Raw genomic sequence first — 11,844 nt, forward strand, 5'->3', positions numbered from 1 at the left:
CAAGCCACCTCCGTAACAGACCGGCCCGTTTAATAGGGCCTATTTTGCGAGGGGAACAATGCCTTCAGTCCGGGTTAAAGATAACGAACCGTTTGAGATGGCCCTGCGCCGTTTCCGCCGCTCGTGCGAAAAGGCGGGCGTATTCACCGAAATGCGTCGCCGCGAGCACTACGAAAAGCCGACCGAAATCCGCAAGCGCAAGGCCGCCGCCGCACGCAAACGCGAACTGAAGAAGCTCATGCGTCGGAACAATCCGCGTCCTCCCGCACCCGCCGCTGCCACCGGCTCCCGCCCCTGATTTTCATCCTTCCCTTGGGCGATGAGCCTTAAGGAAAAAATCAAAGACGACATCAAGCAGGCCATGCGCGACAAGAACGAGTCGCGCGTGACCACGCTGCGCATGTTGAGTGCCGCCATCCAGCGACGCGAGGTGGATGAGCGCATCCAACTCGACGACGCGCAGATCATGGCCGTGATCGAAAAGCTCGTGAAGCAAGGCCGTGAGTCGATCGAGCAGTATATGAAAGGCGGGCGCCCGGAACTGGCCGACAAGGAATCCGGTGAGATCGCCCTCTTTCAGGCCTATCTGCCGCAGCAATTGAGCGAGGCCGAGATCGACAAGCTTATCGGCGAGGCCGTTGCCGCCACCGGGGCGAGTTCGGTCAAGGACATGGGCAAGGTCATGGGCGCGCTCAAACCCAAGCTCCAGGGCCGGGCCGACATGGGGCAAGTTGGAAGTAAAGTGAAGAATAAACTCGGTGCTGCCTGAGAGACATCGCATAATTTCCCGGTAAAAACGCTTCTCGCTTAAGATTCGTTTCCGCGCCTTACCGGCCTGTTTAGAATACCCGCATGGCCGGCCGCATCCCCAAGCAGTTCATTGACGAGTTGCTGACGCGCAGCGACATCGTCGATGTCATCGATTCTTACGTGCCACTCAAGAAGGCCGGCAAGGACTACAAGGCCTGTTGTCCGTTCCACGAGGAGAAGACCCCGTCGTTTACCGTCAGCGTCGACAAGCAGTTCTACCACTGCTTCGGTTGCGGCGCGCATGGTTCGGCCATTGGTTTTCTCATGGATTACGAACACATGAGCTTCGTGGAAGCGGTCGAGGATCTCGCCGCACGCGCGGGGCTCAAGGTTCCCAAGGAAGCGGGAGTGTTCTCGGGACCGGACAAGGACACCGGCACGGACCTGCTCGAGATTCTGCGTGAAGCGTCGCGCCTCTACCGGCAGCAACTGCGCGAGCATCCGCAGGCCGGCCGCGTGGTGGAGTATCTCAAGGGTCGCGGCATCACCGGCGAAATCGCTCACGAATTCGGACTGGGTTTCGCCCCCGACGGTTGGGACAACCTGCTGCGGGCGCTGGGCAAAGATGACGCGAGCCGCGAGGCGCTGGCACGTGCCGGACTCGTTGTGAAGAAAGAAGGCGGCGGCTATTACGACCGCTTCCGTGACCGCGTCATGTTTCCGATCGAGGACCACCGCGGGCGGGTCGTGGCCTTCGGCGGGCGGGTGATCGACAAGGGCGAACCCAAATACCTCAACTCACCCGAGACGCCGTTGTTCCACAAGGGGCGCGAGCTCTACGGCCTGTTTCATGCGCGCGAGGCGATCAAGCGCGAGAACCGGGTGCTGGTGGTCGAGGGCTACATGGACGTGGTGGCGCTGGCCCAGTTCGGCGTGGATTTCGCCGTGGCTACGCTGGGCACGGCGACCACGCGCGACCATCTCGAGCGCCTGTTCCGCCATGCCCCGGAGGTTATTTTCTGTTTTGATGGAGACCGCGCCGGCCGCGAGGCCGCTTGGCGCGCCCTGGATAACGCGCTGCCGGCACTGCGCGAGGGGTGGCAGGCGAGTTTCCTGTTCCTGCCGGAAGGGGAGGACCCGGACACGCTGGTGCGCAAGGAGGGCAAGGATGTGTTTCTAGCCCGCCTGAAGACCGCGATTCCACTGCCGGAATACCTGTTCGACAACCTCATGCGTCAGGTGGACATGAATCGCATGGACGGCCGCGCCCGGCTGGTGGAACTTGCCCGTCCGCTCCTGTCCAAGATGCCGCAGGGCGTATTGCGCCAGATGATGCTGGACCGCCTGGCGGAATTGAGCCGCATGGATGTGGGCAAGCTCCCGGTGCCGTCAGGCAATACGGAACCGGCCAGTTCTTTCAGACCGGCAATGCGCGGATCCGGGCCACAGGAGCCGCCTTCCATCGTGCGCCGGGCGATTGCCCTGATGTTGCAGCATCCTGCTCTGGCAGAAAAACTGAGCAATGTAAGCGAACTTGTTGACCTTGATCTGCCGGGGATGACGCTGTTTTTGGAGCTGTACGGCATGCTCAAGAATTCGCCAACGATGAATACAGCCTCTATTATTGAGAGTTTTAGTGATAGTGAATACCAACATCATCTCTCCAGACTGGCTGTCTGGGACTATCCGACTCTGGCCGAGAATGTGGAAATGGAATTTAGCGTGGTGATAAATCGTCTTTGCGATGCCTCATCCAAGCAGAGAACGGAACGACTTTTGCAAAAACAGCATGCCCAAGGTTTGAACCAGCCGGAAAAAGACGAATTGGCACGGTTATTGAGTGTAAAGAGAGACAACTCGCGTCTATCTCCTTCTCGCCATTGAAAAATTTGGGGCGAGCAACCACTTAAGCTATACTTTCGCGTTTTGCGCGGTTCTATATTCCAACACAGACTATTTTCAGGCGGCTAAACCCGCCAGACGGTATTTTAATGGATCAGGAAACACAACGTTCGCAGCTGAAAAAGCTGATCATTCAGGGTAAAGCCCAAGGTTTTCTCACGTATCGTGAGATCAACGACCATTTGCCCGAGGATGTTCACGACACCGACCAGATCGAGGCGGTGGTGAACATGATCAACGACATGGGGATCGCGGTTTACGACGAAGCGCCCGATCCGGATACCCTGTTGCTCAAAACCACGGAAACCCCGCCGCCGGCGGAAGACGAAGAAGAGGCCGCGGAAGAGGCCGAGCAGGTGGTGACCTCCGCTGTCGACAGCGAATTCGGACGCACCACCGATCCGGTGCGCATGTACATGCGCGAGATGGGCACGGTGGAACTGCTCACGCGCGAAGGCGAAATCGACCTCGCCAAGCGCATCGAAGACGGCGTACGTCAGACGACCGAAGCCATTGCCGCCTGCCCGGCCGCGATCGCCGAAGTCGTGCGCATGATGGACCTGGTTGAGATCGACCAGATGCGTCTGACCGACCTGGTGGTGGATTTTGTCGATCCCAATGCGACCGACCTGCCTCTGCCTGAAGTCCCGAGCGAGAAGGCCGCCGCCGATGTCGATGACGACGAGGAAAACGGCTCCGCCGACGGCGCCAGCGAAGAGGAGGAAACCGGACCGAACCGCGAGGAGGCGCTGATCCGCTTCGCGCGCATCCGCAAGCTGCACACCAACCTGCTCAAGGCCATCGAGAAGAAGGGTTATGACAGCCCGGAAGTGAAGCGGGTTCAGGCCAAGCTCGCCGACGAATTCATGCAAACCAAATTCGTCGCGAAACAGATCAATCGCCTGGTGGAATATGTCCGTTCGCTGGTGGAATACGCGCGCGAACAGGAAAAAGTCATTATGGACATCTGCGTGAACAAGGCGCGGATGCCGCGCAAGACGTTCATCAAGATTTTCCCCAGTCACGAAACCAACAAGCGCTGGGTCAAAAAGGCGATGAAGTGCGGTGAAGGCAACGCCGCGGTAATCGAGAGCAATACCGATACGATTCACGCGGTGCAGGACAAGCTCAAGCACCTCGAGGAACGTACCGGCCTGCCGATTGCCGAGCTCAAGGAAGTCAATCGCCGCATGTCGATCGGCGAGGCCAAGGCGCGCCGCGCCAAGAAGGAAATGGTCGAGGCCAACCTGCGCCTCGTGATTTCGATCGCCAAGAAATACACCAACCGCGGCCTGCAGTTCCTCGACTTGATCCAGGAAGGCAATATCGGCCTGATGAAGGCGGTGGACAAGTTCGAGTACCGCCGCGGTTACAAGTTCTCGACCTACGCGACGTGGTGGATCCGCCAGGCCATCACGCGCTCGATCGCCGATCAGGCACGCACCATCCGTATCCCGGTGCACATGATCGAGACGATCAACAAGCTCAACCGCATCTCCCGCCAGATGTTGCAGGAAATGGGCCGCGAGGCCACGCCGGAAGAGCTGGCGAGCCGCATGGACATGCCGGAAGACAAGATCCGCAAGGTGCTCAAGATCGCCAAGGAACCGATCTCCATGGAGACGCCGATCGGCGACGATGAAGATTCGCATCTCGGGGACTTCGTCGAGGACGCCAATTCCATTGCGCCACCCGACGCCGCGACCGGCAGCGGGCTGAAATTTGCGACTTCGGAAATCCTCGAGACGCTCACCCCGCGTGAGGCGAAAGTGCTGCGCATGCGCTTCGGCATCGGCATGAACACCGACCACACCCTCGAAGAGGTCGGCAAGCAGTTCGACGTGACCCGCGAGCGCATCCGCCAGATCGAAGCCAAGGCGCTGCGCAAGCTGCGGCATCCGAGCCGTTCCGAGCATCTGCGCAGCTTCCTCGACTAAGTCGTCGCTGTTCTATTCACACCCGCAACGGGCCGGTACAATACCGGCCCGTTGTCATTTAGGGCCTGTAGCTCAGTTGGGTGAGCGGCGACAATAGGAGCCGCGAACGCGAGGCATGGATGCCGAGCTGGGCGGTCCACCAGGGATGGTTGCAAAATTGTACAGCTTTAAATTGGGCCTGTAGCTCAGTTGGTTAGAGCAGGGGACTCATCGTAATGGTGCGCTCATGCTGAGAGGCATGAGATGAACGGGATGAATTCAGGGAAACCGTAGCGCCTGATCGATTTTGATCGGGGTTGCCGGCAATCCTGAGCCAAGCCGGGAGTACACTTCCGGAAGGTGCAGAGACTACCTGGGGACTTAAGCGTCCTTGATCACAGGCTTCGAGCGTCCCGCGCCCTAACTTCTCTTGCTGAATAGAGACGTGGGCGGTGAGATAGTCCACTCCTGCTGGAAACAGCGGGGCAGAGTGAATCCCTTGGTCCTAGGTTCGAGTCCTAGCGGGCCCACCAACATTACGCCCTAGGTTACTTTGTAGTATTGTCTCCGGTTAAATGGTGACTGTTTACCACCGGACTCGAACCTACGGTTCGCTTTCTCGCTGCGCGGTCTTGCTCCGCGAGAAAGCCAGGGTGCGCCTTGCGTGCTGCGCAGTCCTGCTGCGCACGCAAGTCCAGGGCGCACCTACCTGTGCGCCCGTTCACCGGGCAAACGGTCCACCGGACCGTTTGCTGAAACCGGTTCACCCATGGCGCACCTGTTCGCCGGCGCAGAGGTCCACAGGACCTCTGCGAATACCCCGCCTCACCCTAGCGGGCCCACCATTTAGAATCCAGAGATGTCCCCAATATGCTGGATACCATTAATACCCCTGGGCTGAACTCCACGTTGATCGACGATCTGTTGGAACTGCCGGTGGAAGAGATGACGACGCTTTCCAAAGTAGTGTCACGCGAACAACGTTCGCGGGCAGCGTGGGTCAGGCCCTAGCCGCTGCCTCGCTTTTCGCCTTCTCAATACATCCCCAAGCTATTACGGGATGACTAAAGGGTCCATTTGAAACGATCCTGACTTGGGTTGGATACGGAGGACATGGAGTCCCGTGCTGAGCGGGAACGACGCCGTGACCGACGCTGTCTGGCCCGCGGATACATTCCAGGTTTCGGTGACGACGTCGGAGTCGATCAAAAGCTCCGCCGTGGCGCCGCTGGTGCTTGAGATACGCGTCACGAATGAGTACGTACCGGGCGCGGGCGCGTTCACGAGATACATGACGAACGATGTATTGTCATTCCAGCCTTGCTGATTACCGACGGTGAAGACGTTATTCAAGACGTTCGCGTCGAGCGGGAAAAGCGTCGCGGGCAGTGTCTTGCCGACGTTCACTTGCGGCCACGGGCTTGCGTTGATTTGCGATATTGCCTCCCACTTGGGCCCCGTCGGCTGCGTGATGTCGTCGCTCAAACCCCACGATCCGGAGTTCCCCCACTTGCTCGCCAGGCCGACGTACAGGAACAGGTTGCCACCGGCCGAAAACCAATCGTTATAAAGCTGAACGATGAGGTTCTTCATGCGCGGGTCGCGATTGGCAGCGAGCTTGGCGTTCAGACTTTCGCTGCCTGCCAGCCCGGGCCCGCCTTCGTAAGCCATGTTTTTCAGCTTGTAATACTGTGCCCAGACAGTGTGCAGAAGCACATCGTTCTTCAGCGCCGCGACCTGCGCGGGCAGTTCGGCGAAAATCTGATCCACGGTGAGATCGGTTCGCGTAGTGTTGTCGATGTCGAAGTACACGGCCGGCGCAATCGCGTAAAAATACCGGTTCGGCGGACCGAAAACGTTGGCGATGAATTCGAGTCCCTGGGTAATCACGACCGGGCGCCCGAGTTGGCCCGCCAGCACCGGGCGCACGCGCGTCATCATCGCGCTGTTGCCGAACACTGAGCGAAAAATGTCGCTGACCTCCTTCGCCCGCCGCGCCGTGCGACGCCAGGCGAGATAGACCGGGTTGGTCTCGCCATCGTAGTTGAGATTCGACCCGCCGGTCGCGATCTCGGCATTGGTCGCGTCATAATTGCGATGCGTCTGGTCGAAAATATCGTTCCACACCTCGTTGCTCCACTCGACGTACAGCTTGCGTTCGGGCGCGAGATTGTCCTTGAACAGCGTGGCGAGCTGTCGGATGTAATCGTCGGTCGCCTGATCGGGGATATTTATCCACGGATCTTTGCCCGTCAGGTTCGCGAGTTCGATCGCATATTCCCACGCCGCGCCGGCCGGGCGATGCTGTGTTGCGTGGGTGGGCAGCGTGCGATCCGACCAGTTCACTTGTGGATTGTCGATGGTGTTCGAATAACCCACGAAACGCAGCACTTGGAACATCGCAAGCCGATCGAGGAAGGGTTTGGAGAAGGTATCCGTCGGAAGGTATCCGGGGCGCATCAGCTTGACGTTCTTGACGCCGCCCGAGGTCCCGGTAAATGTAAGGAAGATCTGCGTCTCATCCGGCCCGGGCACGAAGTCCGCTGTGCTGGTATTGGTGCCGGCGTCGTAAACCATGTTTTGCACGCGAGTCGTGAGATCGTTGCGCGCGATGGGCGCCACGGTCGCGTGGCCGGTGAATGAAAGTTTATAAGTCCCCTCCATGTGCGGGACACCGATCATGATCACCACGCCGGTGTCGCCGGTCGGCCAGCCATCGGCGTCGACAGGCGCTTGCTCGTCATTCGGTGCATTCACGCTGCCCCAATGGCGCGCGTGCTTCATCGCGTCCGCAAACATGATCGAACGGCCCCAATCCACCACGCCTTCGAGATTAACACCCAGCGGGACCACCGAGGTTGACGGGCTAGAGGTCATTTCATCACCGGCACCACCGCCGCAACCGGCAACGACTGACAACGCGATAAGGAAAACGAACGATAGACGACGGAAAAGCGACTCCATGCTTTCAAACTCCTCCCAACTGCTCATACGCAAAGCCGATGAATCGGCTTGCTGTAAGCAATACTCTTAAACTAGACTGCAAATATTTTTCGGACAAGCCGAAACAGACTGACGGCTGAGTTATCGCGATGTGAGGCATCGAGATTTTTCTGAAGAAAATGACTAATAATTTTTGAGTAATACTTTCATAGCCAGTTTACGTAGGCAGACTTGCTTTCGAGGTCGATGAATAACACTCAGCATCCATGTCACGCACTACTCTGATCCTCTACGCCACCACCGAAGGTCACACCGCGCGCATTGCGGAACGGATCGCTCAACGTCTCCGGGGCAAGGGGCGCAGGGTAGAAATACACCGTACTGATGCGGTTCCAGCAAGTCTGGAGCCGGCTGGCTATGACGGGGTGATCGTCGGCTCCTCTATTCACTACGGGCATCATCCCAATTTTCTACGTGCGCTGGTGCGCCGCTTCCGCGCTGCGCTGACGGCGCAACCCAGCGCCTTCTTCTCGGTGAGCTTGAGCGCCGGCGGTCCGGGCGCGAAGCCCGAAGCGGCACGGCGTTATCTGGAGACTTTTCTGCGCCAAGTCGACTGGCACCCGCTACAGACGGCGACCTTCGCTGGCGCTTTGCAGTACAGCAAGTACGGGGCGTTCAAGCGATTACTGATGCGCATGATCGTCGGCATCGCCGGCGGCGATACCGATCCCACACGCGACTACGAGTATACGGACTGGAATGCCGTTGATCGTTTCGCGGATGAGTTTGCGCAGCGGCTTAAGCAGGCGTGAGGGGAATCCTGGGCCCGGAATTTTTTCTCCCCGGATCAGGATTACGCGAGGAACTGAGGCCGGTTATTTTTTGCCGCCGGCGGGTTGAAAGCCAGCCGGCAGCTTGCCCATATCGCCTTCGCCGAACAGGAACCCGAGCATGTGCTGCTCGATAACCTGGATGCTCCCCGGGTCGGCGGTGCTGAGTTTGTTCTCGTTGATAATCGTGGCCAGGCGTTGCAGCCACTGTTTCCAGCCTTCTTTCGATACGTTTTCAAAAATGCGCTGGCCCAAGGCCCCCGGGTGCGGCGGGCGCTCCAAACCTTCGGCCTCGCGTTTCATTACGGCGCAGCGAACAGTGCGTGCCATGCGATCCTCTCAAATGTGTATCGAATGGCACATTGTATTACGGAATAACGGCCCACGGCTCATTGCCACATGAATTGCGGTGATTTAGCTGCCGGTGGTTTCTTGAATTCGACCAAATCGAGTACCATTCCTAGCATCAGTAATCATGAATGAGGAGTAATGTCATGGGATCAATCGAATATTCCACCCGCATCGGCGATGCCGAGATGCGGCTCACCCCGGCGGCGCAGGCCAAGTTCGCCGAATTACTGAAGGAAGCCGACAGCGACATCGCCGGCATCCGCGTGTTCGTCTCGGGCGGCGGTTGCAGCGGCATGACCTACGACATGACCTACGCCAACAGCGTGGACAGCGCTTACGACAGCGTGCTCGAAGGCCCGGGCTTCAAGGTCTTCGTCGATCCGGTCGCGCTCAATTATCTGCAAGGCAGCGAGATCGATTTTACCAATTCGAGCTTTGTATTTAACAAGGTGTTCCAGGCGGTGGGCGGCAAAGGCACCTGTGGCGGATGCGGCGGCGGCGGTTTCTAGTCCGGTAACGGCTCCCGACCGGAATGCGGCCCCACGCCGCGTTCTGCTGATCGCTCCGCACGACAGTTACCGCACCGCGCCATTCCTGGTGGCGGCCAAGGCCCGCGGCATTGAAGTATTAATCGCGTCCGAGGCCAAATATTCCCTGGTGAGCGCCTATGCCCAGGGACTGCATCTCGACCTCGGCGATACGCAAGCCTCCCTGCAAACCATCCTGCGCGAAGCGCAACGGCGGCCGTTCGCGGCCGTGCTCGGCAGCGACGACGCCAGCACCGAACTCGCCGCGCTTGCGGCCGCCGAACTCGGCCTCCCCCACAATCCCACCGCGGCGGTGCACCTCGCGCGGCGCAAGGACCTGGCGCGCGCGCGGCTGGCGCAGGCCGGGGTGCCGGTGCCGCGTCACTGGCGGCTCGATCTCACGCGCCCCTTAGCCGCGCAGACCGGAGACATTCGTTTTCCCTGCGTGCTCAAGCCGGTGGCGCTCGCGGCCAGCCGCGGCGTGATCCGCGCCGATAATCTAGATCAACTCACACAGGCGGCGGCACGCATTCAGGTATTGCTGGCGCGCGCCGAACTGCGCGAGGCAGAAGAACGCGAGACCATTTTGGTGGAGGAATTCATACCGGGCTTCGAGGTGGCGGTGGAAGGCCTGTTGACGCAGGGCCAGCTCGAAATCCTGACGATCTTCGACAAACCCGATCCGCTGGACGGCCCATATTTCGAGGAGACGTATTACATCACGCCGTCACGGCTGGATGCGGCAACTCAACAAGTCTTGCGCGAAACGATCTCCAGCGCGAGCGCGGCCTACGGGTTGCGCGAAGGGCCGATCCACGCCGAATGCCGTATCAACGACCGGGGTGTGTGGATACTGGAAGTCGCCGCGCGCACCATCGGCGGATTGTGCGGACGCCTGCTGCGCTTCGGTACCGGTTCCAGTCTCGAGGAACTGGTGTTGATGCATGCCTTGGGTGAACGCCCGGAGTTAAACAGCGAAACCGGCGGCGCCGGGGTGCTGATGATCCCGATCCCGCAGGCCGGCATCCTGCGGCGCGTCGAGGGCGTGCTGGCCGCCGGGAAAGTATCGTACATAGATGAAGTGATGATTAATGTGCGTGAAGGCTATGAACTGGTGCCCCTGCCGGAGGGCTCCAGTTATCTGGGATTTATTTTCGCGCGCGCACCCAGCGCCGCGCTGGCGGAGGCGGCGTTGCGTGCGGCGCACGCCTGTCTGCGTGTGGTGGTGATGCCGTTGTGGAAGGGTGTGAGTATATAACGGTTCAACAACTCTGACTCCTTAGATCTACCTTGATCTTAATGCCGGCCTTTCCCCTTCCCGGCCGGGTAGCTCAGTTGGTAGAGTAGCGGACTGAAAATCCGCGTGTCGTTGGTTCGATTCTGGCCCCGGCCACCATTCTTCTTTCAGGTACCATGAAACCATCCTCTGCGCTATGCTACACATAAGACAGGAAGGTAGCTTTTATGGGACATGTTTTGACTTCGACTAGACCCGATCCTCGCGAGGTTCCCACCTATGGCCTTGCAGAAGCAGCTCATTACCTCGGGATTCCCTTCGCAACACTACGCTCATGGGTGGCGGGAAGACCTTATCCAGTCGCTGATGGTCAGAATTTCTTCCATCCTGTAATCGATATCGCTGATAAGAAGGGCAAACGATTATCCTTTATCAATCTCGTTGAAGCTCATGTCCTAGATGCCATCCGTCGTCGCGAGCACAAGATTCAGTTGCCGAAGATTAGGAAAGCGATTGGTTATCTTAAAAAGGAATTTCAATCCAAGCATCCCCTTGCTGATCAACAGCTAGAAACCGACGGTCTCGACCTATTTGTCCAGAAGTACGGACAACTAATCGACATTTCCCACGAAGGTCAACTCGCCATGCGCGAAATGCTTGAGGCGTTTCTAAAGCGAGTCCAGCGTGACCCACGAGGCGTACCGATCAAGCTATATCTCTTCACGCGTCGCGGCGAGATTGATGAACCCCTCAACGTAGTCGTCGACCCCACGATCTCTTTCGGGCGTCCGACTTTGGTAGGCACCAATATCCCCACTTCCGTGCTGGCTGAGCGCTTCAAGGCTGGCGATTCCCCGGAGGAACTCGCGGAGGACTATGGACGGCCCAAAAAAGAAATTGAAGAAGCCATCCGTTACGAACTCAAAGCCGCCTGATGAAGTAACTTTTTTTATCGATGCATCTCTCGGTGGGAAGGTCGTTGCACAAGCACTGCGCGACGCGAGTGCCAAAGTAGAAATACACAACGACCACTTCGCTCAAGGAACGCCGGATCATGAATGGCTCGCGGCGGTCGGAGACAAGGGTTGGGTGGTACTCACCAAAGATGAACGCATCCGCTATCATGAACTCGAACGGCTTGCCCTAATGGATGCTGGGGTACGCGCCTTTGTATTGACTGCGAAGGGGCTGCGCGGAACTGAGAATGCCGAGATACTCGTTAAGGCACAGCCTTCGATGCGCCGCTTGCTTAAAAAACAAGCAGGCCCATTTATTGCGAAAGTTACTCGTGGTATCGAAGTGACGTTAATCGTGTCCGGTTATAAAAAGAAACGCAAAAAGAAATAGTTTCAGAAACCCCGGCTAATCTGCTTCAATCAATGCCACAT

General features: G+C 58.5%; 11 protein-coding genes and 1 tRNA gene. 10 read left to right on the plus strand and 2 right to left on the minus strand.

Annotated elements, in window-relative coordinates; all coding sequences use genetic code 11:
* Nucleotides 1-58 precede the first annotated feature (58 nt).
* The 4 genes from rpsU (at nt 59) to rpoD (ending at nt 4,589) form a co-directional block, all read left to right on the plus strand.
* Nucleotides 59-298: a 30S ribosomal protein S21 gene (rpsU, locus tag ACC569_RS03620; RefSeq protein ID WP_372522136.1), complete on the plus strand. Its 240-nt coding sequence runs from the start codon at nt 59-61 to the stop codon at nt 296-298.
* A gap of 21 nt (nt 299-319) precedes the next feature.
* The gene (locus tag ACC569_RS03625) at nt 320-769 is read left to right on the plus strand and encodes a GatB/YqeY domain-containing protein (protein ID WP_372522137.1); all 450 of its coding nucleotides are present in this window, start codon (nt 320-322) and stop codon (nt 767-769) included.
* A gap of 83 nt (nt 770-852) precedes the next feature.
* Nucleotides 853-2,634 carry a DNA primase gene (gene dnaG, locus ACC569_RS03630; RefSeq protein WP_372522138.1) on the plus strand — a complete coding sequence of 594 codons (1,782 nt, stop codon included), beginning with the start codon at nt 853-855 and terminating at the stop codon, nt 2,632-2,634.
* 107 nt (nt 2,635-2,741) lie between these two features.
* Nucleotides 2,742-4,589 carry an RNA polymerase sigma factor RpoD gene (gene rpoD / locus ACC569_RS03635; RefSeq protein ID WP_372522139.1) on the plus strand — a complete coding sequence of 616 codons (1,848 nt, stop codon included), beginning with the start codon at nt 2,742-2,744 and terminating at the stop codon, nt 4,587-4,589.
* 1,032 nt (nt 4,590-5,621) lie between these two features.
* On the opposite strand, the gene ACC569_RS03640 is transcribed toward rpoD, so the two are convergent.
* Nucleotides 5,622-7,532, minus strand: coding sequence for a hypothetical protein (locus ACC569_RS03640; RefSeq protein WP_372522140.1), 1,911 nt, complete (start codon nt 7,530-7,532; stop codon nt 5,622-5,624).
* Nucleotides 7,533-7,777: 245 nt separating this feature from the next.
* Here ACC569_RS03640 and hemG point away from each other — a divergent pair, with 245 nt between their 5' ends.
* Nucleotides 7,778-8,323: a menaquinone-dependent protoporphyrinogen IX dehydrogenase gene (gene hemG, locus ACC569_RS03645; RefSeq protein ID WP_372522141.1), complete on the plus strand. Its 546-nt coding sequence runs from the start codon at nt 7,778-7,780 to the stop codon at nt 8,321-8,323.
* Nucleotides 8,324-8,386: 63 nt separating this feature from the next.
* Here hemG and ACC569_RS03650 read toward each other — a convergent pair whose 3' ends face one another.
* A complete protein-coding gene (locus tag ACC569_RS03650) occupies nt 8,387-8,671 on the minus strand; it encodes an oxidative damage protection protein (protein WP_372522142.1) in 285 nt (94 codons plus the stop codon).
* A gap of 164 nt (nt 8,672-8,835) precedes the next feature.
* On the opposite strand from ACC569_RS03650, the gene ACC569_RS03655 reads away from it, so the two are divergent.
* The 5 genes from ACC569_RS03655 (at nt 8,836) to ACC569_RS03675 (ending at nt 11,803) form a co-directional block, all read left to right on the plus strand.
* Nucleotides 8,836-9,201: a HesB/IscA family protein gene (locus ACC569_RS03655; protein WP_372522143.1), complete on the plus strand. Its 366-nt coding sequence runs from the start codon at nt 8,836-8,838 to the stop codon at nt 9,199-9,201.
* A complete protein-coding gene (locus tag ACC569_RS03660; RefSeq protein WP_372522144.1) occupies nt 9,173-10,477 on the plus strand; it encodes an ATP-grasp domain-containing protein in 1,305 nt (434 codons plus the stop codon). The genes ACC569_RS03655 and ACC569_RS03660 overlap by 29 nt, the downstream gene beginning before the upstream one ends.
* 62 nt (nt 10,478-10,539) lie before the next feature.
* Nucleotides 10,540-10,615: transfer RNA gene (locus ACC569_RS03665), tRNA-Phe, on the plus strand.
* Between the two features lie 68 nt (nt 10,616-10,683).
* Entirely contained in the window at nt 10,684-11,391 is a 708-nt protein-coding gene (locus ACC569_RS03670; RefSeq protein WP_372522145.1) for a DUF433 domain-containing protein, read from the plus strand.
* Nucleotides 11,354-11,803, plus strand: a complete 450-nt coding sequence (locus ACC569_RS03675; RefSeq protein ID WP_372522146.1) for a hypothetical protein — start codon at nt 11,354-11,356, stop codon at nt 11,801-11,803. Before ACC569_RS03670 ends, ACC569_RS03675 begins: the two co-directional genes overlap by 38 nt.
* Nucleotides 11,804-11,844: the final 41 nt, after the last annotated feature.

Origin of the sequence: Sulfuricaulis sp., assembly GCF_041499725.1 — a bacterium.
Lineage (GTDB): Bacteria > Pseudomonadota > Gammaproteobacteria > Acidiferrobacterales > Sulfurifustaceae > Sulfuricaulis.

Excerpts from the sequence above, each read along its gene's own strand:
- rpsU (WP_372522136.1), top strand. The coding sequence starts at position 59 with ATGCCTTCAGTCCGGGTTAAAGATAACGAACCGTTTGAGATGGCCCTG.
- ACC569_RS03625 (WP_372522137.1), top strand. The coding sequence starts at position 320 with ATGAGCCTTAAGGAAAAAATCAAAGACGACATCAAGCAGGCCATGCGC.
- dnaG (WP_372522138.1), top strand. The coding sequence starts at position 853 with ATGGCCGGCCGCATCCCCAAGCAGTTCATTGACGAGTTGCTGACGCGC.
- rpoD (WP_372522139.1), top strand. The coding sequence starts at position 2,742 with ATGGATCAGGAAACACAACGTTCGCAGCTGAAAAAGCTGATCATTCAG.
- ACC569_RS03640 (WP_372522140.1), bottom strand. The coding sequence starts at position 7,532 with ATGGAGTCGCTTTTCCGTCGTCTATCGTTCGTTTTCCTTATCGCGTTG.
- hemG (WP_372522141.1), top strand. The coding sequence starts at position 7,778 with ATGTCACGCACTACTCTGATCCTCTACGCCACCACCGAAGGTCACACC.
- ACC569_RS03650 (WP_372522142.1), bottom strand. The coding sequence starts at position 8,671 with ATGGCACGCACTGTTCGCTGCGCCGTAATGAAACGCGAGGCCGAAGGT.
- ACC569_RS03655 (WP_372522143.1), top strand. The coding sequence starts at position 8,836 with ATGGGATCAATCGAATATTCCACCCGCATCGGCGATGCCGAGATGCGG.
- ACC569_RS03670 (WP_372522145.1), top strand. The coding sequence starts at position 10,684 with ATGGGACATGTTTTGACTTCGACTAGACCCGATCCTCGCGAGGTTCCC.